Source organism: Nakamurella alba (assembly GCF_009707545.1).
Taxonomy (GTDB): domain Bacteria; phylum Actinomycetota; class Actinomycetes; order Mycobacteriales; family Nakamurellaceae; genus Nakamurella; species Nakamurella alba.
Window position 1 is genome coordinate 379,152 of the sequence record NZ_WLYK01000008.1, and the last position, 21,297, is coordinate 400,448.

16 protein-coding genes are annotated in these 21,297 nt (G+C 72.0%); 9 read left to right on the plus strand and 7 right to left on the minus strand.

The genetic code is table 11. The features are described from left to right. The first annotated feature begins 71 nt into the window (after positions 1–71). Together GIS00_RS19525 and GIS00_RS19530 are read left to right on the plus strand one after the other, a co-directional pair. Positions 72–896: an inositol monophosphatase family protein gene (locus GIS00_RS19525; RefSeq protein ID WP_154770098.1), complete on the plus strand. Its 825-nt coding sequence runs from the start codon at positions 72–74 to the stop codon at positions 894–896. A gap of 479 nt (positions 897–1,375) precedes the next feature. Next, complete coding sequence (locus tag GIS00_RS19530) at positions 1,376–6,433, plus strand: ExeM/NucH family extracellular endonuclease (protein ID WP_322098168.1); 5,058 nt, start codon at positions 1,376–1,378, stop codon at positions 6,431–6,433. Between the two features lie 118 nt (positions 6,434–6,551). On the opposite strand, the gene GIS00_RS19535 is transcribed toward GIS00_RS19530, so the two are convergent. After that, entirely contained in the window at positions 6,552–7,004 is a 453-nt protein-coding gene (locus GIS00_RS19535; protein WP_154770100.1) for an Lrp/AsnC family transcriptional regulator, read from the minus strand. Positions 7,005–7,262: 258 nt separating this feature from the next. On the opposite strand from GIS00_RS19535, the gene GIS00_RS19540 reads away from it, so the two are divergent. The 3 genes from GIS00_RS19540 (at position 7,263) to GIS00_RS19550 (ending at position 10,664) form a co-directional block, all read left to right on the plus strand. Beyond that, positions 7,263–8,366 (plus strand): thiamine pyrophosphate-dependent enzyme, encoded by a 1,104-nt coding sequence (locus tag GIS00_RS19540; protein WP_407666894.1) that lies wholly within the window; start codon positions 7,263–7,265, stop codon positions 8,364–8,366. Next, positions 8,363–9,364 carry an alpha-ketoacid dehydrogenase subunit beta gene (locus GIS00_RS19545; RefSeq protein WP_322098169.1) on the plus strand — a complete coding sequence of 334 codons (1,002 nt, stop codon included), beginning with the start codon at positions 8,363–8,365 and terminating at the stop codon, positions 9,362–9,364. The genes GIS00_RS19540 and GIS00_RS19545 overlap by 4 nt, the downstream gene beginning before the upstream one ends. A 166-nt stretch (positions 9,365–9,530) precedes the next feature. Further along, on the plus strand, positions 9,531–10,664 hold the full coding sequence (locus GIS00_RS19550; RefSeq protein ID WP_154770102.1) for an acyl-CoA dehydrogenase family protein: 1,134 nt from the start codon (positions 9,531–9,533) through the stop codon (positions 10,662–10,664). 16 nt (positions 10,665–10,680) lie between these two features. Here GIS00_RS19550 and GIS00_RS19555 read toward each other — a convergent pair whose 3' ends face one another. After that, positions 10,681–11,979, minus strand: coding sequence for a glycoside hydrolase family 1 protein (locus GIS00_RS19555; RefSeq protein ID WP_196073366.1), 1,299 nt, complete (start codon positions 11,977–11,979; stop codon positions 10,681–10,683). Continuing rightward, the gene (locus GIS00_RS19560; RefSeq protein WP_322098170.1) at positions 11,976–12,491 is read right to left on the minus strand and encodes a SixA phosphatase family protein; all 516 of its coding nucleotides are present in this window, start codon (positions 12,489–12,491) and stop codon (positions 11,976–11,978) included. Before GIS00_RS19560 ends, GIS00_RS19555 begins: the two co-directional genes overlap by 4 nt. Positions 12,492–12,585: 94 nt before the next feature. Between GIS00_RS19560 and GIS00_RS19565 the strand changes: the two genes are divergently transcribed. Continuing rightward, positions 12,586–13,005 carry a hypothetical protein gene (locus tag GIS00_RS19565; protein WP_154770104.1) on the plus strand — a complete coding sequence of 140 codons (420 nt, stop codon included), beginning with the start codon at positions 12,586–12,588 and terminating at the stop codon, positions 13,003–13,005. A 753-nt stretch (positions 13,006–13,758) separates the two neighbouring features. Next, positions 13,759–14,760: a hypothetical protein gene (locus tag GIS00_RS19570; RefSeq protein ID WP_154770105.1), complete on the plus strand. Its 1,002-nt coding sequence runs from the start codon at positions 13,759–13,761 to the stop codon at positions 14,758–14,760. Between the two features lie 266 nt (positions 14,761–15,026). On the opposite strand, the gene GIS00_RS19575 is transcribed toward GIS00_RS19570, so the two are convergent. The 4 genes from GIS00_RS19575 to GIS00_RS19590 form a co-directional block, all read right to left on the minus strand. Next, positions 15,027–16,049: a potassium channel family protein gene (locus tag GIS00_RS19575; RefSeq protein ID WP_154770106.1), complete on the minus strand. Its 1,023-nt coding sequence runs from the start codon at positions 16,047–16,049 to the stop codon at positions 15,027–15,029. Positions 16,050–16,146: 97 nt separating this feature from the next. After that, positions 16,147–17,061 (minus strand): PAC2 family protein, encoded by a 915-nt coding sequence (locus GIS00_RS19580; RefSeq protein ID WP_154770107.1) that lies wholly within the window; start codon positions 17,059–17,061, stop codon positions 16,147–16,149. A gap of 111 nt (positions 17,062–17,172) precedes the next feature. Continuing rightward, on the minus strand, positions 17,173–18,042 hold the full coding sequence (purU, locus tag GIS00_RS19585) for a formyltetrahydrofolate deformylase (protein ID WP_322098171.1): 870 nt from the start codon (positions 18,040–18,042) through the stop codon (positions 17,173–17,175). Between the two features lie 43 nt (positions 18,043–18,085). Further along, on the minus strand, positions 18,086–18,574 hold the full coding sequence (locus GIS00_RS19590; protein ID WP_196073367.1) for a DUF2505 domain-containing protein: 489 nt from the start codon (positions 18,572–18,574) through the stop codon (positions 18,086–18,088). Between the two features lie 64 nt (positions 18,575–18,638). Here GIS00_RS19590 and GIS00_RS19595 point away from each other — a divergent pair, with 64 nt between their 5' ends. Beyond that, on the plus strand, positions 18,639–19,688 hold the full coding sequence (locus GIS00_RS19595) for a UDP-N-acetylmuramate dehydrogenase (protein WP_322098172.1): 1,050 nt from the start codon (positions 18,639–18,641) through the stop codon (positions 19,686–19,688). A gap of 188 nt (positions 19,689–19,876) precedes the next feature. Further along, the gene (locus GIS00_RS19600; RefSeq protein WP_322098173.1) at positions 19,877–21,253 is read left to right on the plus strand and encodes a L,D-transpeptidase; all 1,377 of its coding nucleotides are present in this window, start codon (positions 19,877–19,879) and stop codon (positions 21,251–21,253) included. Positions 21,254–21,297 lie beyond the last annotated feature (44 nt).

The window sequence follows — 21,297 nt, forward strand, 5'->3', positions numbered from 1 at the left end:
TCCTCCGGTGGGTCCCGCCCCGGCGGGACCCACCACCGGGGTGACGGCGCCGGTCGGGGAGAATGCTCCCCATGACCGAGACCCCCGATCCTGCCGTCCCGACCGCCGGCGGGGTGGACCCGCTCCCGTTGCTGGACCTGGCGATCCGGGTCGCGCGCGCCGCCGGCGCCGAGCTGCTGCGGCGCTACGGTCACGTCGAGGGACTGGACACGAAGTCGTCGGCCACCGACCCGGTCTCGGACGCCGACCGGGCCGCCGAGGCGCTCATCGTCCGGGAGCTGCTGGCCGAGCGGCCGGACGACGGGATGATCGGCGAGGAGGGTGCGGACCGGCCGTCCGGGACCGGCATCACCTGGGTCATCGACCCCCTCGACGGCACCGTGAACTACCTCTACGAGCTGGACAACTTCTCGGTGAGCATCGCCGCCGAGGACGCCGACGGCGGGCTGGTCGGCGTGGTGCACGACCCGCGGCGGGACATCACCTTCACCGCCGTGCGCGGCGGTGGCGCCTTCCTGGACGGGACCCCGCTGCAGGTCAGTGCACCCGCATCTCTCGAGAAGGTACTGCTGTCCACTGGTTTCGGCTACAGCCCGGAGCGCCGGGCGGCCCAGGGGGCGCTGGTCGCCGGGCTGCTGCCCAGCATCCGGGACATCCGCCGGATCGGCTCCGCGGCCCTGGACCTGTGTGCCGTCGCGGCTGGCCGGATCGACGCCTTCTACGAGGAGGGCGTGCAGCACTGGGATGTCGCCGCCGGCGGGCTGATCGCCCGCGAGGCCGGTGCCCTGATGACACCGATCGGCCTCACCGGCGCCGAGACCGGCTGGCTCGTCGCCGGGCCGGACGTGCACACCTGGATCTCCGCCGCACTGGAGGACGTGCACCGGGCGCTCTGACGTCCGGGGACAGCCGCGGCGGCGATCGCCCGAATCGCCCGATAATTCTTGATTGCACCTTTCATGACGATGGATGGCATTTCGGAGGATCGTCCTTGACGTGTCGTTGAACCATCGGGTGTGAGTTCTTCGATGCATCACGGCGTTGCCCCACGATCGGCCCAATGGTGCGCCTGCCGGCTGTCACCCGTACGGAATCTGTTGCTGTGCAGCTGTTCCGGCCGTCGCTGCTCGGAGCGACAGAATTCCGGTGGATCGCCCCGAACGGTGGCCGATTTCCGGCGCAGGCACCACGGACATTCCTTCCGTCCTCACTGGACGTTCACCGCGACCGTGGCTTAGGTTCACACGACTCACACACGCTCGTTCCGCGGTCGCTGCTGTTGTGGCCGGAGAACCCGGCCGCGCCCATCGGGGCGTGTGCCCGAAGAGAAAACGGAGCACCGGTGCGCACACCCCGACGCACACGCGCACGGAGCGTGGGGGCCACCGCCCTCACCGCCGTGCTGCTGACCGGATCGGTCACCCTGGCACCCGCCGCCTCCGCGGCCGTCGACCCGGCTGCCGCGGTCGTCATCAACGAGGTCTACGGCGGTGGCGGCAACAGCGGTGCCACCCTGCAGCACGACTTCATCGAGCTCTACAACACCACCGACGCCGCCGTGGATCTCACCGGCTGGTCGGTGCAGTACGCCTCCGCAGCCGGCACCAGCTGGCAGCGCACCGCGCTGACCGGCTCGATCGCCCCGGGCCAGTACTACGTGGTCGTCGAGGCCCAGGGCGCCGGCGGCACCGTCCCGGTCACCGGCGACGTCACCGGCACCATCGCGATGAGCGGCACCGCCGGCAAGGTCGCCCTGGTGTCCTCCGGTACCACCGGGCTCACCTGCGGGAACGCCTGCCCGGAGGCTGCCGAGGTTGTCGACTTCGTGGGCTACGGCAGCACCGCCGCCAGCCATGCGGGCGACGCCCCCACGCCCGCCCCGTCGAACACGACTTCCGTCTTCCGGGATGCCGACTCGACCAACACCGGCGAGAACGCCGACGACTTCACCGCCGGCGCACCGACTCCCGGTGAGCCCACCCCGGGCGAGGAGGAGCCGCCGGCCGCCGGCACGGTGACCATCGCCGAGATCCAGGGCACCGGTGCCGCCAGCCCGCTGGCCGGGCAGTCGGCCACCACCCGTGGCATCGTCACCGCCGCCTACCCGGTCGGCGGGTTCAACGCCTACACCATCCAGACCCCGGGCACCGGCGGACCGCTCGATGTCAGCGGTGCCGCGGTCGCCTCGCAGGGCCTGTTCGTCTTCTCCGCCGCCACGGTCGCGGACGTCGCCATCGGCGACCACGTCGAGGTCACCGGCACGGTGGGCGAGTTCTCCGGCCGGACCGAGCTGTCGGTGGCCGCCGGCGGCCTGACCGTGCTGGCGGAGGAGGCCGCGCCGGTCACCCCGACCACCACCGACGGCTGGCCGACCACCGACGCGCAGCGCGAGGCGCTCGAGTCGATGCTCTACCTGCCGACCGGTGACTTCACCGTCAGCGACGTCTACAGCACCAACCAGTACGGCGAGGTCGGCCTGGCCTCCGGCACCACCCCGCTGATCCAGCCGACCGACGTGGCCCGCCCGGGCAGCACCGAGGCCGCCGCGGTCACCGCCGACAACGCCTCCCGTGCCGTGGTTCTCGACGACGGGGCGTCCACCAACTTCCTGTCCGCGGCGAACTCGTCGCAGACCCCGCCGTACCTGTCGCTCACCGCTCCGGTGCGCGTCGGCGCGCCGGCGACCTTCGCCTCGCCGGTGGTCGTCGACTACCAGTTCGGTGACTGGCGCTTCCAGCCGGTGTCCCAGGTGACCCCGGCCGACACCGCCGCCTACCCGGCGACCTTCGGCAACACCCGGCAGGCCACCCCGGACACCGCCAAGATCGGTGCCGCGGACCTCAAGGTCAGCTCCTTCAACGTGCAGAACTACTTCACCACCCTCGGCGCGGACGTCGCCGGCTGCTCGTCCTACAAGGACCGCACCGGCACCCCGATCACCGTGAACACCTGCCCGGGCAACGGCCCGCGCGGTGCCTGGGACGCCACCAACCTGGAGCGGCAGCAGGCCAAGATCGTCCGGGCCATCAACGACTCCGGCGCCGACGTCGCCGGTCTCGAGGAGATCGAGAACTCGGTCACCCTGGGCAAGCCCGCCGACAGCGCGCTGGCCACCCTGGTCGACGCGCTGAACGCCGACGCCGGCTCCGAGGTCTGGGCCTACGTCCCGTCCTCCACCGAGCTGCCGGCCGCCGACACGATGGACGTCATCACCAGCGCCATCATCTACAAGCCGGCCGCGGTCACCCGCACCGGCGAGTCCCGCGCGCTGGGCACCGAGAGCGCCGACAACGGTGCCGACTCCGGTGCGTTCGCCAACGCCCGCGAGCCGGTCGGCCAGGTCTTCACCCCGGTCGGTGGCGGCGAGTCGTTCTTCTTCGTGGTCAACCACTTCAAGTCCAAGGGCTCGGCCGGACCGTTCGCCGGTGACGCCGATGCCGGCGACGGCCAGGGCGCCTCGAACGAGTCGCGCAAGCGGCAGGCGGCCGCGCTGGTGGCCTGGATCCCGACCGTGCTCGACGACACCGCCACCCAGGCGGTCGTGATGGTCGGCGACTACAACTCCTACGGCCAGGAGGACCCGGTCAAGGTCCTCACCGACGCCGGTTACGTCGACGTCGAGGCGCACGTCGCCGCGGAGACCGGCGAGCGGGAGTACTCGTACTCCTTCAGCGGCCTGTCCGGCTCGCTGGACCACGTGTTCGTGAACTCGGCGGCACTCGACCGCACCACCGGTGCGGACATCTGGAACATCAACGCCGCGGAGTCCATCGCGCTGAACTACAGCCGGTACAACTACCACGGCACGTTGTTCTGGGACCCGGCCACGCCGTTCGCGGCCTCCGACCACGACCCGGTCGTCGTCGGCCTCACCGCAGGTGCGGTCTCCACCTCCACCACGGTGCAGGTGCTGGGCATCAACGACTTCCACGGCCGGATCCAGGCGAACCAGACCGAGGCCGGCGCCGCGGTGCTGTCCGGTGCGGTCGACCAGCTGCGGGCCGAGTACCCCAGCACCGTCTTCGCCGCCGCCGGCGACCTGGTGGGTGCCTCGACCTTCGAGTCGTTCATCGCCAAGGACAAGCCGACCATCGATGCGCTCAACGCCGCGGGCCTGGAGGTGTCGGCCGTGGGCAACCACGAGTTCGACCAGGGCTACGAGGATCTCACCGAGCGGATCATGGCGCCGTACGACCCGGTGACCAACCCCTACGGCGGCGCCGAATGGGAGTACCTGGGCGCCAACGTGCGTCACGAGGACGACCACTCCGCCGCACTGCCCGAGTCCTGGGTGCAGGACTTCGGCTCCGTGCAGGTCGGTTTCGTCGGCGTGGTCACCGACCACCTGGACGAGCTGGTCTCCCCGGCCGGCATCGAGGGCCTGGAGATCGAGGCGCCGGTGCTGGCGGCCAACCGGACCGCGGCCGAGCTGAAGGCCGAGGGCGCCGACATCGTGGTGATGCTGGTGCACGAGGGTGCGGCGACCACCGCGCTGTCCGCGGCCACCGACCCGTCGACCGACTTCGGCCGCATCGTCACCGGTGCGAGCGAGGACATCGATGCGATCGTCTCCGGTCACACCCACCTGACCTACAACCACCAGATCCCGGTGCAGTCCTGGATCGACGAGGGTCGCGCGGTGACCACCCGTCCGGTCGTCTCGGCCGGGCAGTACGGGTACAACCTGGACCAGCTGCTGTTCACCGTGGACAACGCCACCGGCGATGTCACCGGGGTCGAGTCGAACACCCTGCCGCTGGTGACCACCACGGTCACCCAGAACCCGGACGGCACCAGCACCACCACCTACACCCCGAACTACCCGGCCGACCCGGAGGTCACGCCGATCGTCGCGGCGGCGGTCGCCGAGGCGGACGTGCTCGGGGCGCAGGAGCTGGGTCAGATCGAGGGGCCGTTCAACCGGGCCAAGCTGGCCAACGGCACCAGCGAGAACCGGGGTGGCGAGTCCACTCTCGGCAACCTGGTGGCCGAGGTGCAGCGGTGGGCGACCACGGCGCCGGAGTCCGGCGCCGCGCAGATCGCCTTCATGAACCCGGGCGGCCTGCGTGCCGACATGGTCGGCAACGCCGGTGCCGCGGGCACCTACCCCGCTGCGCTGACCTACAAGCAGGCGGCGACGGTGCAGCCGTTCGCCAACACCCTGGTCAACATGGACCTGACCGGTGCGCAGATCAAGCAGGTGCTGGAGCAGCAGTGGCAGCCGGCCGGCGCGTCGCGGCCGTTCCTGAAGCTGGGCATCTCCGAGGGCTTCACCTACACCTACGATCCCGCGAAGGCGGCCGGCAGCCGGATCACCGGTATGTGGCTGGACGGGGAGCCGATCGCCGATGCCACGGCGTACTCGGTGACCGTCAACTCGTTCCTGTCCTCCGGCGGTGACAACTTCACCGCGCTGTCCGGCGGGACGGACAAGCGGGACACCGGCAAGACCGACCTGCAGGCGATGGTCGACTACATGGCGGCCAACACCCCGCTCCCGGTCGACTACACCCAGCGCGCCGTCGGCGTCAGCTTCCCGGCCGACGCCCCGGCGGAGTACGAAGCGGGACAGACGGTCTCGTTCTCGCTCAGCTCGCTGGCCTACACCACGGCGGCCGACCGCAAGGACACCTCGGTCGAGCTGTCGCTGGGTGGCACGGTCGTCGGCACGGCAACGGTGGACAACACCATCGGTACCGACGTCTTCGACGAGAACGGCAAGGCATCGGTCACCTTCGAGGTGCCCGCGGGCACCGAGGCCGGCGCCCAGGTGCTGACGGTGACCGGCACGACGACCGGCACGGTGGTGCTGGTGCCGCTGCAGATCGCGGCCGCCGCCTCGACGGTGGAGACCACCACCACCCTGTCGGCCAACCGCACCAGCCAGGTGTACGGCTACCCGGTGCGGATCACCCTGACCGCCACCGTGGTGGCCGGTGACGGCTCCGTCGTCCCGGGCAGCGTCGAGTTCCGCGCCGGTGACCTGGTACTCGGCTCCGCACCGATCAGCGGCGGGGTCGCCCGGTTCACCCTGCCGGCGAGCACCCCGGCCGGCTCGGCGCCGGTGACCGCGGTCTACGCGGGCACCGAGGCGTTGCAGGCGTCGGAGTCGGCACCGGTGACGCTGACCGTGCAGAAGGCGCCGTCGGCGACCCTGCTGCTCACCAACCGGTTGGTCCAGAAGTACGGGACCTCCCAGGTGACGCTGTCCGGCGGCACCCTGGTGCCGTTCAACCCGGTCGCGGGCACCCTGGTGCTCAAGGCCAACGGCACCGAGGTGGCGCGCGCCGCCACCACCGGCGGGCTGCTGTCCTACAAGCTGCCGGCGAACACCCCGGTGGGCACCTACCGGTTCACCGTGACCTTCGTGCCGTCCTCGCCGAACGTGGCGGGTTCGGTGTCGAACACCGTCCCGGTGGTCGTCCGCCGCTGAGGCGGTGACGACGGCTGACACCAGCTGCACGACCGGCCGACGGGCCGCGGGCGTCCTGCCCGCGGCCCGTCGGTGTCTCTGCGGTGTCCTCCGGTGCCTCGGTGCGTTCTCCGGTGTGTCAGTGCCCGGTGCGGCGCCAGGAGCCCAGCACCATCAGGGTTTTCGTGCCGATCACGTTGCCGTCCCGGCGCAGCCGGTCCACCACGTCGGCCAGGTGCTGCACCCCGGTGACCCGGAACCGCACCAGCGCGTCCGGGTCGCCGGCGACGGTCAGCACCTCGACCACCTCCGGCAGGTCCGCGGCGGTCCGGGTGATGTCCTCGACCTTGGTGTTGCCGGCGAAGCGCAGCTCGGCGAACGCCTCCAGCCCGGCGCCGAGCTTCCCGTGGTCCAGGGTCGCGGTGTAACCGGTGATCACCCCGAGCCGCTCCAGCCGCTCGATCCGGCGGATCACCGGCGAGGGCGTGAGGTTCACCCGCTGCGCGATGTCGGAGGCGCTGCGGCGGGCGTTCTCCACCAGCAGATCGAGGATGGCGTGGTCGACGGCATCGAGTTCCTCCGGGGCGGTCATGCCGACCAACGGTACGGGGTGGTCTCGCGAACACCGCCGACAGGGCGCAGTGATTCCGCGCCATTCGGGAGCAGGACGCGAGAAAGCTGCGCGCTGCTCTCGGATCGTGCGAGATGTTTGTGTCCGCCCCGGCGGTGCGGGAGGGTCGTACGGGCGCCCGACGACGGGCCCGCGGACACGCCCGATGCGGGCCGGATCGGGTAGGACAGGGGTCGGTGCATGGCGGAGACGGTGTCCGGGCGGCTGCCCGGGGGGCGGGTGCCGGAGCGCTCGGCGCACTCCGGGCACCATGGGGTCATGCCCGTCATCGCCGACGCCCCCGGACCGGACCATCCCACCGCGCCCCCGGAGCCGGTGGACCCGGCACGGCTGTACCGCGACATGGCGATCACCCGGCGCATCGACACCGAGGCCATCGCCCTGCAGCGGCAGGGTGAGCTCGGGCTCTGGCCGTCCCTGCTGGGACAGGAGGCCGCCCAGGTCGGCGCCGCCCACGCGCTGCAGCCGCAGGACATGGTCTTCCCGACCTACCGCGAGCACGGGGTGGCCTGGGTGCGCGGTATCGACCCGGTCGAGCTGCTGGGCCTGTTCCGCGGCACCACGCTCGGCGGGTGGGACCCGCAGCAGCACCGGATGAACACCTACACCCTGGTCATCGGCGCCCAGCTGCTGCACGCGGTGGGCTATGCGATGGGGATCGTGCGGGACGGCGACGTGGGCACCGGCGAGCCGGGCCGGGACCGCGCCGTGCTGGCGTTCCTCGGCGACGGATCGATCAGCGAGGGCGAGACCAACGAGGCCTTCGTCTGGGCGGCCGCGCAGGACCTGCCGGTGGTCTTCCTCTGCCAGAACAACCAGTGGGCCATCTCCGCGCCGTTCAGCGTGCAGAGCCGGGTGCCGGTGGCCCGGCGGGCCGACGGGTTCGGCTTCCCCGGGATCCGGGTCGACGGCAACGACGTGCACGCCGTGCTGGACGCCACCCGGGAGGCGCTGGAGCGGGCCCGGGCCGGCGGCGGTCCGACCCTGGTCGAGGCGCTGACCTACCGGCGCAACCCGCACACCACCTCCGACGACGACGGCCGCTACCGCAGCGGTGCCGAGAACGACCGCTGGGCGGCGCGGGACCCGCTGGCCCTGGCCCTGGACGGGATGGAGACCGGTGACGGCCGGGCGGCGCTGCTGGCCGAGGTGGAGCAGGAGTGCGAGCAGGTGGCGGCCCGGCTCCGGGCCGGCTGCCGCGCCCTGCCGGAGCCCGATCCGGCGGCGCCGTTCGACCACACCTTCGCCGAGATCACCCCGGAGCTGGAGCGGCAGCGGGCCGAACACCTGGCCTTCGTCGCGTCGTTGGAGGTGACCCCGTGACGGACACGACGATGGTCGGCGCGCTGAACCTGGGCCTGCGGCACGAGCTCGAGCGCGACCCGAAGGTGCTGCTGCTCGGCGAGGACGTCGGGCGGCTGGGCGGCGTGTTCCGGGTGACCGACGGGCTGCAGAAGGACTTCGGGTCCGACCGGGTGGTCGACACGCCGTTGGGCGAGGCCGGGATCGTCGGCACCGCCGTCGGTCTCGCGATGGCCGGCTACCGGCCGGTGTGCGAGATCCAGTTCGACGGGTTCGTCTTCCCCGCGGTGAACCAGATCGTCACCCAGCTCGCCAAGATCCGGCACCGCAGCGCCGGCCGCACCGCCATGCCGGTCGTCATCCGCATCCCCTACGGCGGCGGGATCGGCGCGATCGAGCACCACTCCGAGTCGCCCGAGGCCTATTTCGCGCACACCGCCGGCATCAAGGTGGTGACCCCGGGCTCGCCGCAGGACGCGTACACGATGCTCCGGCAGGCGATCGGGTCGCCCGATCCGGTGATCTTCCTGGAGCCCAAGCACCGCTACTGGACCAAGGGCCCGGTCACCCCGGTGGCGGGGTCGGGCGTCGCCGCCGGACCGCTCGCCACCGACGGGCTGCACCGCGCCCGGATCGTCCGCGCCGGCACCGATGTCACCGTGGTCGCCTACGGACCGCTGGTGGCCACGGCACTCTCGGCCGCCGGCATCGCCGCGGACGAGGGCACCAGCGTCGAGGTGATCGACCTGCGCAGCATCTCGCCACTGGACTCGGACACCGTGGTGGAGTCGGTCCGGCGCACCGGGCGGCTGGTGGTGGCGCACGAGGCGTCCCGCTCGCACGGCATCGGCGCGGAGATCGCAGCCCGGGTGCAGCAGGAGGCGTTCTACCATCTGCAGGCGCCGGTGCTCCGGGTCACCGGTTACGACACCCCCTACCCGGCAAGCCGTCTGGAGCAGGACTGGCTGCCCGGGGTCGACCGGTTGCTGGACGCGGTGGAGGCGGTCCGGAAGTACTGATCCGGGGTGTGCGACGTCCGGACCGACACGCGCGGGCCGGAGCAGGGGTGCGTTCCCCGGCGGGACGGAGGATGATCCCACCTGCTGGGACGACGCCGGTGTGCGGTCGGTCGGTGCGCCCGATCGGTCGGAGCGGAACGGGTACGAGAGAACAGGAGTCGGCGGGATGACGGTGGAGCGTCTGCTGTCCGGTGAGGACGAGGTCGCACTGCTCGAGCTGGTCCGGGAGATCTGCGACCGGGAACTGGCGCCACGCGCGGCCAAGGCGGAGGAGGCCGGTGACTTCCCCCGCGAGGTGATGCGGATCCTCGGCGCCGCCGGGGTTCTCGGCCTGCCCTACCCCGAACAGTGGGGCGGCAGCGGGCTGGACTACCAGACCTACCTGCAGTGCCTGGAGGAGATCGCCGCCCGCTGGGCGAGCGTCGGTGTCGGGGTCAGCGTCCACGTGATGTCCTGCTACCCGATCGCCGCCTTCGGGTCGGCGCAGCAGCGGGAGACCATGCTGCCGGAGATGCTGGGCGGCGAACTGCTGGGCGCGTACAGCCTGTCCGAGGCGCATGCCGGCAGCGATCCGGCGGCGATGCGCACCCGCGCGGTCCGGTTGGACGACGGCTCGTTCGAGCTGACCGGGAGCAAGGCCTGGGTGACGCACGGCGGGGAGGCCGACTTCTACACGGTGTTCGCGCGACTGCCGGAGGGCATCAGCTGCTTCCACATCGACGGCCGCACACCGGGTCTGTCCTTCGGCGCCCCGGAGCGCAAGATGGGCCTCACCGGCTCCACCACCGCCGCGCTCTACCTCGACGCCGTCCGGGTGCCGGCCGACCGGCTGATCGGCGCCCCGGGTCAGGGGCTGGCCATCGCGCTGTCCGCGCTGGACTCCGGGCGGCTCGGGATCGCAGCGGTGGCCACCGGTCTCGCCCAGTCGGCGGTGGACGCGGCGGTCGGCTGGGCCAAGGAGCGGACCGCGTTCGGCGCCGCCATCATCGACCACCAGGGGCTGGGCTTCCTGCTGGCCGACATGGACGCCGCCACCGTCTCCGCCCGGGCCACCTACCTGGACGCCGCCCGGCGCCGGGACGCCGGGATGAAGTTCGGCAAGCAGGCCAGCGTCGCCAAGCTGGTGGCCACCGACAACGCCATGAAGGTCACCACCGACGCGGTGCAGGTCTACGGCGGGTACGGCTACACCCACGACTTCCCGGTCGAGCGGTACATGCGGGAGGCGAAGATCATGCAGATCTTCGAGGGCACCAACCAGATCCAGCGGATGGTGATCAGCCGACTGCTGCGTCGCTGACGGTCTTCCGCTCCGCTCAGCTGTCCAGCAGGCGGGCCAGTGCTGCCAGGGACGGGCGGGCGGTGCGGTCGCCGGTGACCGGGTCGACGGCGACCAGGCCGTGGTGCCGGGTGAAGCCGTCGGAGCCCTCCCAGCCGTCGATCAGCGACCGGTGGAAGTGCGCCAGCACCGGGACCCCGGCCTCCGCCACCGCGCGCACCGCCTCGAGATGTGCGGTGAGGTGGGCGATCCGAGCGGCATCGCCGGCGTCCGTGGTCGGGTCGTAGGCCGCACCGTTCTCGGTGACCACCAGCGGTGGCAGGTCCGGGTACCGCCGGGCGAGCGCGTGGAGAGTGTCCGCGAGGCCGGCCGGATCCACCTCCCAGCCGCCTTCCGTGGCCGGACCGTCCGGCACCGCTTCCACGGTGCTGAACGGCACCCGGGTGTTGTCCGGGGCGGCGGCCACGGTGATCGGGTGCGGGTGCTCCACGCCGTAGAAGTCGAGCCGGCCGTGGATCCGCTGCAGGTCGCCGTCCAGCACCACTCCGGACTCGGCCACCGCCTCCTGCATCGCCCGCGGGTACCGGCCGCGCAGCACCGGCTGGGCGAACTGGTCGGAGCGGTAGATCCGGAACTGCAGCGCCGCCCGCCGGTTTGCGGCGGAGTCGGTGGCCGGTCGGACCGGGGAGTGCTGGTTCGAGATCCCCACGACGCGGGCACCGTTGTCGTGCAACGCGTCCCGTGCGACCGCGTGGCCCAGCAGCAGGTGGTGGGTGACCGGGAACGCCTCGTCCAGCAGGGTCAGCCCCGGGGCGTCGACGCCCGCGGCATGGCCGAACGCCAGGTGCTGGAACGGGTCGGCGAGGGTGGTCCAGCCGGCCGCGCGATCGGCCAGCCGCTCACCGCAGGCAGCGGCGAAATCGCCGAACCAGGAGGCGGTGTCGCGGTCCAGCCAACCGCCGGTCAGCATCAGGGCCAGCGGCAGCTCGGTGTCGTAGAGCACCGGCCACGGTTCGATGCCGGCGGCCAGCAGGTCGTCCACCCACCGGTCGGCGGCATCCAACCCGGCCGGGTCGAGACCGTCGCCCGGTTCGCCGGGCAGCGACCGGGCCCAGGACAGGGTGAACCGGAGCGCCTGCACGCCGGCACCGGCCAGCAGGGCCAGGTCCTCGGTCCGTCGCGAGAGATGGTCGGCGGCCGCCGGTCCCGCGCTGCCGTCGACGATCCGGCCGGGCGCCGCGGCCACCACGTCCCAGATGGTCGCGGACCGGCCGGCGGCGCCCTCGACCGCCGTCGCCGCGGTGGTCACCCCGACGCGGAAGAGAAAGCCGCTCACGCCCGGGCGACCTCGAAGTGCTGCAGGGCAGCGCCACCGGGGCCCAGATCCGCCCAGTCGCCGTCGACGGCGAACACCGCCATCGCGGAGGTGGGGAAGTGCTCGGTGGCCGCTCGCAGGGCCGCCGGATCGCTGCCCGGCCCGGCCAGCTGCTCGGTCAGGCCGGGCAACCCGGGTGCGTGTCCGACCACCAGCAGCACGGCGACATCCGCTGCCGTGAGCCGGATCTCCGCCAGCACATCCTCCGGATCGGCCTCGTAGACCCGGGACGAGACGTCGATGCGGTCCGGGGCGACGGCCAGTCCGGTGCGCTCCAGGGTCTGCCTGGTCCGCACGGCCGTCGAGCAGATCACCGCCTGCACCGGGTCGAGCTCCGCGGCGATCCACGCACCGGCCAGGGCGGCCTCCCGCTCGCCCCGCAGGGCCAGTGGGCGGTCGTGGTCGGGAACCCCCGGCGGATAGCCGGACTTGCCGTGGCGGAGCAGCACGAGGGTGCGGGATGTTGACGGCACTGGTCCTCCTGGCGCGGGTGCGTGGTGCCTGATCCTCCCACCGCGGGCAGTCACCGGGCTTGTCAGGGTTACCTTGACAAGGTGACGTGTCAGGGTGATCCTGACGGGTATGGACAAGCTGATCGAACGTGCCCTGACCGTCGGTGTGGGCGACGGCGCCGGCGAGGTGCAGGCGGTCGCGCTGGCCGAGGTGAACCGGCAGGTTGACGCCCTGCTCGGGCCGCGGCCGGTGCCCGGCACCCCGGAGCACGAGGCGGTCGCCGACGACGGTGGCCGGTACGAGCGGGCCCGGCAGCTGCTGGCGCTGCGCCTCACCCTGCAGGCCGGGCTGGACGCGCGGTGGGACGTGCTGGCGCTGCGTCGCTGGGGGGTCACCTGGGAGCTGGTCGGCCGGGCGGCGGGGGTGTCCCGGCAGTCCGCGCACGAGCGGTGGTCGCCGTGGATCCGCGAGGTGCTGTCCCGCGGTGGCGGCGAGCTCGACGCGCTGGCCGCGCCGGACCGCGCGGACGTGTGACGGTCGCAGCGGGCGGCTGACGATCGCGGTGCGCGGCTGACGGTCGCAGCGGCGACGACCCCGGAGGGCCGCCCAGGTCGCCGGGTAGGACAGTCGGGCCGGGGCAGCCGGGCCGGGACGGTGCCATCGGGCTCCCTTGCAGGTCTCCGCGGGACGGAACATCCGTCCGGACCTACGCTGCGACACCGATGGCGCACCGGAACCCGGTGACGCACCGTGGTTCTCCCGTCACCAGCCACCGCCGCCGACACCCTTTGGGGTGGCGTGGACTCCGGGAGGCCCAGCACCGGAACGCGCGCGAGTGCATCCTGTTGATCATCAACGGGCCGGGATCGCCTGCCCGCCAGACGGAGTCGCACGCCCCTCCGGCAGAACCCGGACGGCCGCGGGCATCACCCGTCCGGGACGTCGATCCGGCCGAATCCGGCGAATTCGCTACCGCAAGTGTCCGATCGGCACTCCGACGGCGCGATCCGGCCGTGCAGGACCACCGGAAAGGGTGCCGATCCATCACCGATCGGTCGACCCCGTCACGCCGGGTCACGTGCTTACCATGGAGGTCCGGGTCCATGCAGTCGGATGTACCCGGAGTTCACGCACCATCCGGACCCCGTCCGGCGAGAAGCGCACCACCCGAACTGCCGTGCTCCTGCCCTCGTCGCAGCGCAACGCAGAGACCCTGCGAAGTGAGGTATCCGTGTCCCGCACGACCCCACGGACCGTCGCCCCCGCGCCGGCACCCCGGAGGTCGCGATGACCACCGCGACCGACCGACCGATGCTGTTCCACGCCCTGGCCGTGGGCGTGCAGCTGGAGCTGCCGACCGGGTTCGTGGAGCTGCCGTTGGGCGCCGACCAGCTGCCCGGCCAGGAACTCGCCGCCGCCGGCTATGTGCGGTACGGCGTCGACGGTGCGGTGACCGCACGACTGGAGATCGACCGGGTTGCGAAGGTGCCCGCCGAGCACGAGGCCGGCGCCGCCGGCTCGGTGCTGCGCACGCTGGCCGCGATGGGCGGCGAGCCGTTCGAGCCCTTCGAGCGGGTGATCGACGGTGCCGTGGTGACCGGTGTGCACCTGCGGTACCCGGACGGCCTGCCGGACCCCGCCGATGCGCTGCCGGCCGACGAGGTGTCCGGCCCCGGCGCGGTGATCGTGCTGGCGGCGGTGACGTTCGGCGGTGCCGTGCACACGCTGGCGTTCCTCTCCGGCGACGAGCACGTCCACGAGCAGCTGCCCGAGTTCCACCGGGCGCTGGACTCCGCCCGGTTCCTCACCAGCCGCGGGCACGACCGCCGCGGCCGCACCGCGCGCCCGGTGTTCTTCGGCGACCGCGAGCTCGGCGTCAGCCTCGTCGCGCCGGCCGGATGGGCCGTGCACCGCAGCCCCGAGTCGCTGCGGCTGATCGGCCCGCCGGACCCGCGGGGCCGCCGCACCACCTTCACCGTGACGTCCGAGGCGGCCGACGGGATCAGCTGGCACCGGCGGTTCCTCGGCCGCGAGGTCGAGCTGCTGGCCGGTGCGGTGCCCGGCTACCGCGAGATCGGCCGCGAGGACTTCGATCTGCACGACGACACCGCGGTCACCGCGCTGACCTACTGCGGCGACGAGCCGTCGGTGTCCCAGGTGCGCGCCTGGATCAGCGCCTCCGCCCGCCGGCTCTTCGCGGTCTCCGCGAGCACGGCCCCCGGCCGGGACGACGACCTGCCGGTGCTCGCCGACATGCTGCGCTCGATCCGACTGATGCCCGCCGCCTGAGCGCGGGGCGTCCGCTCGATCGGCCCCCGGGCGGCCAGGTCAGGTGCCCGGACGTTCCGGGTCCTTCCACCGACGCTCCTTGTAGGTACAAGGACCGGGACCGTTCGTTCGATCAGCGCCCGGCGGCCGGGTCAGGGCCCTGAACCTTCCCGGTCCTTCCAGCGACGCTCCGTGTAGCTCCAGGGACCGCTACTCAGTGGTCCGGCGGCTCAGCCCGTTCGCCGGCCCCGGAGCGACTTGGCCGTCGACGACGGCGGCTCACAGCCCTACTTCTGGTCCTTCGACGAGATCACCACGATGACGTCGCCGGGCTGGAACACCTTGACCCCGCCGGAGTCGAAGCGGTGCGAGACGCCGTTGCGGATCACTGTCAGTACGATCTCGCCCTGCGCGGTGAGCCGGGCGGGGGAGAGGCCGACGTCCTCCGGCCGGACCACCCGCTCGGTGATCTGCAGGCCGGCGACCGGCTCGAGCAGGTCCTCGATCAGCTCGCCGGCGTTGGGCGCGGCGATCGACAGCCCGAGCAGCCGGCCCGCCGACTCCGCGGTCGGGATGACCACGTCGGCGCCGCCCTGCCGGAGCACCCCGATGTTCTGCTCCTCGCGGGCCGCCGCGGCGATCGTGGCGTGCGGGGCCAGCCGGCGGGCGGTCAGGGTGACCAGCACGTTGGTGTCGTCCCGGTCGGCGGCCACGACCACCCGCTGCGCACCGGGCACCGCGGCCTGCCGCAGCACCTCCTCACGCCGGGCGTCGCCGAGCACCCCGATGCAGCCCATCGCGGTCGCGGTCTTCACGTTCCCGCCGTTGGTGTCGACGACGATGATGTGGTCGGCGGGGTAGCCCTGGTCGATGAGCGCCTGCGCCGCCGAGCGGCCCTTGGTGCCGAAACCGATGACGACGGTGTGCTTCTTCACGCGTGCCTTCCAGCGGTGGTAGCGGAACTGCTGCCGGCTGCGCTCGGTCAGCACCTCGATGGTGGTGCCGACCAGCACGATCAGGAAGAGGAACCGGAGCGGCGTGATGAGCAGGATGTTCGTCAGCCGGGCGGAGTCGGACAGCGGGGTGATGTCGCCGTAGCCGGTGGTGGAGAGGGTGACGGTCGCGTAGTAGAAGGCGTCCAGCCAGGTGTCGACCGTGTCCTCGACATCGCGGTAGCCGTCCCGCTCGATGTAGACGACGGTCGCCGTCACCACCACGCACAGCAGCGCGATCGCGATCCGGATGCTGATCGCCCGCACCGGACCGCGGTCGCGTTCCGGGAAGATGATGCGCCCGACGTTCTGCGTCACAAAGCGGCAGACTACCCAGCGGTGGGCCGGTCACCTACCAGGACGCCGCAGATCACCCGGCGCACTTCTGCGGGCCGGGCCGTGGCCCGGACGTGACTCAGCCGCGGGTGTCCCGCTCGGCCAGGAACGCCTCGAACTGCGCGCCGAGCTCGTCGGCGGTGGGCAGCGGGGCGGAACGGGCCAGCAGGCCGCGGCCGGTGGCCGAGACGAAGGTGTCGTACTGCTGCTCCAGCGCCTCGACGACCTGCGCCACCTCGGGGTTGTCGCGCAGCTGCTCGGCCAGCTGCAGCTGCACCTTCGCGGCCTCCTCGTCCAGGCCCGCGGTCGGCAGCAGCAGGCCGGAGGTGTCGGACAGCGCCTGGATCAGCTGCCGGGCGGTCTCCGGGAACTCGGAGCGGGCGACGTAGTGCGGCACATGGGCGGCGAAGCCGATCGCATCCCGGCCCTCCTGGCCGAAGCGGAACTCCAGCAGCCCGGTCGCGTGCCCGGGGACCTGCACCGTGCCGACCCAGTCCTGCTGGTCCGGCGGCAACAGGTCGGAGCGGGTGGCGTGGACCGACATCCCGGTGGGCCGGGTGTGCGGGACGGCCATCGGGATCGCCATCAGGCCGACGGTCAGCCGCACGGCGAACCGGTCGACGATCTGCCCGACCGCGCTGACGAACCGCTCCCACAGCACGTCCGGCTCCGGGCCGGTGAGCAGCAGGAACGGGACACCGGCCTCGTCGGTGACGTGGTGGATCACCAGCTGCGGGGTCTCGTAGTCGGTGAAGGCGTTGCGGCTGAAGGTGAGCGTGGGGCGGCGCGACCGGTAGTCCAGCAGCTGGTCGACGTCGAACGTCGCGATCACCGTGTGCGGCAGCTTCTCCAGCAGGTGCGCCACGGCCAGGGACACGCCCGAGCCCGCGTCCACATACCCGTCCAGGGCGTGCACGAGCACCGGCTCGTTCAGTTCGTCGAGCTGCGGGACCTCGAGGTGCAGCTCGTACAGGTCGCCGGGTTCGGCAGTCATTCCGCCACCTCCATCCTCGGGGTCAACCATCCGGTCCCATCGTCGCATTCCGCGATCGCCGAACTTTCCGCCGTCCCCGGGGTGGCCGGGTGCAGGCGCCGCTGATCGGGCTCAGGCGAAGACGACGGTGCGGTGACCGTCCAGCAGCACCCGGTCCTGCAGGTGGTACTGCAGACCCCTTGCCAGCACGGCCTTCTCGATGTCCCGGCCGCGCATCGCCAGATCGGCGGCGGAGCTGGTGTGGTCGATCCGGACCACGTCCTGCTCGATGATCGGGCCGTCGTCCAGGTCCGGTGTGACGTAGTGACAGGTGGCACCGACCATCTTCACGCCGCGGTCGTAGGCCTGGTGGTAGGGCCTGGCGCCCTTGAACGACGGCAGGAACCCGTGATGGATGTTGAGCAGCCGTCCGGTCCACCGCTCGCATAGCTTCGGCGGCACCACCTGCATGAACCGGGCCAGCACGATCGCGTCCGGTTCCTGCGCGTCCACCAGCTCGCGGATCCGCTCGAAGGCCGCAGACTTCCCCGCCGGGTCACCGGCCGGCACCGGGACGTGCACGAACGGGATGCCGTACATCTCGGCGACCGGCGCCAGCACCGGATGGTTGCCGATCACCGTCGTGACGTCGGCACCGAGCATCCCGGCGTGCCAGCGGGAGAGCAGTTCGTAGAGGCAGTGGCCTTCGGTGGAGACGAGCAGTACCGCACGCTTGGGCACCGCGGTGTCGGTCAACGCCCACCGCTCGGCGGCCAGCTCACCGGCGATCACCCCGAACCGCTCGCGCAGCTCGTCGATGCCGATGGTCAGCGACGAGGCCCGGACCGCCTGCCGGGTGTAGAAGCGGCCGGTCGCGGTCTCCGAGTGGTAGCCGGCCTCCAGGATCCAGCCGCCCAGGTCCGCCAGGAAGGTGGAGATCCGGGCCACGATCCCGGTGCTGTCCGGGCAGGCCAGGGTCAGCACGTACTGCCGTTCGGCCACTGCCCCTCCTGCCCGGACGCCGGGTGATTCGTTGGTGTCGGAGTCAGAGACGCGCGGCGGTGTAGGCCGCCTCGCTGTCCAGCAGTGCGCCGACCTGCTCGACGATGATCGCCTCGACCTTGCTGCCGAACAGCGGGATCGGCACGACGGCGGAGCCGTCGACGGCCAGCGTCGAGCCCTCGCCGTCGGCGCTCAGCGTCATCGTGCCCTTCAGCGAGGCCGGGGCACCCTTGACCACCACGGAGAACGTGGCGGTATAGCCGTCGCCGTCGGCCGCCCACACCTCGGTGCGCTCGGTGACCGGGTCGCCCGGGATCATCGACGCCACCATCGACGGCAGCACCGAGGCCGGGATCGACTGCCGGGTGACGATCGTGGTCTTCCCGTCGGTGGTGCTCAGGTCGACCACCTGCGGGTCGTTGCCACCGGTCTCGGTCAGCCGGCCCTCCTGGAAATCCCGGTCGGTCAGCAGGGCGTACACCGCGGCGGGCGCACCCGGCAGGGAGTGGCTGACCTTCAGCGGACTGGGCACGGGGGCTTCTCCTTCGGACGGCGATCGGGACAGCCCCAACCTACCGAGCCTCTACCCTTGCCCGGTGCCGCACCTGCCCCCGACCACCGGTCCGGACCTGTCCGGGTTCACCACGCTCGGGCTGGGCGGACCCTGCCGCGGCCTGATCACCGTGCAGTCGCCGGCGGACCTGGCCGCGATCGTCGGCCGGGACGACCTGCTGGTGCTGGGCGGCGGTTCGAACCTGGTGATCGCCGACGCGGGTGTCGACCTCACCGTGGTGCGCATCGCGATCCCCGGGCTGCGGATCGACGGCGACCTGGTGACCATCGGCGCCGGCGTGGACTGGGACACCGCCGTCGCTGAACTGGTGGCGGCCGGCCGCTGCGGCCTCGGCCCGCTCTCCGGGATCCCCGGGTCCACCGGCGCCACCCCGGTGCAGAACGTCGGCGCCTACGGCACCGAGGTCGGCGACCTGCTGCACGAGGTGACGCTGTTCGACCGGGTCACCGGCGCGATCACCGCCGTGCCGGCGGCACAGCTGGGCCTCGGCTACCGCACCTCGGTGCTCCGCGGCAGCGCCCGGCACGTGGTGACCGCGGTGACCTTCCGGCTGCCCGCGGATCCGCAACCGGTCCGGTACGCCGAGCTGGCCCGGGTGCTGGGCGTGCAGGTCGGGGAGACCGCGCCGGAGGCTGAGGTGCGGACGGCCGTGCTGGAGCTGCGCCGGTCCAAGGGCATGGTGCTCGACCCCACCGATGCCGACACCCGCAGTGCCGGTTCGTTCTTCACCAACCCCATCCTGGATCCGGCCGCCGCCGGGCAGGTGGACGCCCGGATCCGGGACCGCTGCGGCCCGGACACGAGCTACCCGCGGTACCCGGCGGGCGAGGACGGCGAGCTGGTCAAGCTGTCCGCGGCCTGGCTGATCGAGAGGGCCGGGTTCCACAAGGGGTTTGAAGGCCCGGGTGGCCGGGTCGCGGTGTCCGGCAAGCACACGCTCGCGCTGACCAACCGCGGCGCCGGCTCCACCGCCGATCTGCTCGTGCTGGCCCGGGAGATCCGGGACGGCGTGCTCGCCGCGTTCGGCGTCGAGCTGCACCCCGAGCCGATCCTGGTCGGCGTCACTCTCTGATCGGCTTCGGGGCCGGCTGACCGCACGCTTCGAGACCGCGTCGTGTCCGGCGCGGAACACCGACTTCACCGGTAGGCCTTACCTTTGATGCGGTGTCCTGCCGGTGAACGGCGGGATCTCCGCCGCGCCGCCGTCGAGCAGGTGCACGGTGCGCGGGGGCGGTGTCAGCGGGTGAAGGAGTCATGAGGGTGCGAGTGTTGAGCAGCGGACGGATCGGCCGGGCGTCGCGGTGGCTGGGTGCGGTGGCGGTGCTGTCGCTGGTGGTCAGCGCCTGTGGTGCGTCGACCGAGGCGGACCAGGAGGTCGTCACCGTCACGGTGCCGGCGCAGAACGCCCCGGCGACGACGCAGGTGGGTGTACCTGGGCTGGACACCCCGACCACGTCGGCTCCGGTCGTCTCCTCCTCGGATCCCTCGCCCTCGGGTGAGGTGACCACCCCGACCGCCACCGGGTCGGCGGTGAAGTGGACGCTCAAGCCGCTGGACAAGGCCAAGGGCATCGGCCCCAACGAGCCGGTGGTGATCAGCGTGTTCGCCGCCAAGATCACCGAGCTGGCGCTGACGGGCGACGACGGGTCCACGATCACCGGCGCGCTGAACGAGGACAAGACCACCTGGACCTCGAACGAGCGGCTGGAGTTCGGCACCACCTACACGATCGACGCCATCGCCACCTCGAACCTGGACGGCAGCGCCGCCCAGGTCAGCAGCAGCTTCGCCACGGTGATCCCGGCGGGCAAGCTCGGCGTGCAGGTCAACATCCCCAACGGCGGCGAGGTCGGCATCGCGGCGCCGATCATCGTGACCTTCCTCGGCCAGGTCACCAACAAGGCCGACGTCGAGGCCGCGCTGCAGGTGACCACCTCGGCCGGCGACAAGGTCGAGGGCAACTGGGCCTGGGTGCAGGACGAGGACTTCCAGAAGCTCGGCAGCCTGCAGTCGCAGGTGCACTGGCGGCCGACCAAGTCCACCGGCGCCTACGAGGGCGTGCCGTACTGGCCGGCGGGCACCGTGGTCCGGGTCGACCTCAAGCTCAAGGGTGTCAACTACGGCGGCAACCTGTGGGGCCAGAGCGACCTGATCAAGAACTTCAAGATCCGCAAGGACCAGCAGATCGTGCTGGCCGACGCTTCCACCTTCCACCTGCTGGTCATGGTCAACGGGCAGATCCAGAAGAACTACGCCGTCTCCTACGGCAAGGACTCCGTACCCGGCCGCGCCACGGTCACCGGCGTGCACGTGGTGACCGCCAAGCACCCCGAGTACAAGATGTGCAACCAGCAGTTCGACTACTGCAACTCGCTGCAGAAATGGGCGGTCCGGATCAACAACAACGGTGAGTTCATCCACCAGAACCTCGCCGCCAAGGCTGCTTTCGGCAAGGAGAACGTCTCGCACGGCTGCGTGAACATGAACGAGCCGGACGCGCAGAACTACTACAACTCGGCGATGTACGGCGACCCGGTGGTGGTCAGCAACACCGGCGGCCCGGCCATGGGCGAGGGCGATGCCCTCTACGACTGGATCTTCAGCGCCGAGGAGTGGAAGTCCCGCTCGGCGATGTGACGCCGGCCGCCGACCCCTCGGGCGTCGGTGACCGCGCGCCGGAT

Coding starts and splice junctions, on each gene's coding strand:
- GIS00_RS19570 (WP_154770105.1), top strand. CDS start 13,759: ATGACCACCGCGACCGACCGACCGATGCTGTTCCACGCCCTGGCCGTG.
- GIS00_RS19550 (WP_154770102.1), top strand. CDS start 9,531: ATGACGGTGGAGCGTCTGCTGTCCGGTGAGGACGAGGTCGCACTGCTC.
- GIS00_RS19535 (WP_154770100.1), bottom strand. CDS start 7,004: ATGACCGCCCCGGAGGAACTCGATGCCGTCGACCACGCCATCCTCGAT.
- GIS00_RS19580 (WP_154770107.1), bottom strand. CDS start 17,061: ATGACTGCCGAACCCGGCGACCTGTACGAGCTGCACCTCGAGGTCCCG.
- GIS00_RS19525 (WP_154770098.1), top strand. CDS start 72: ATGACCGAGACCCCCGATCCTGCCGTCCCGACCGCCGGCGGGGTGGAC.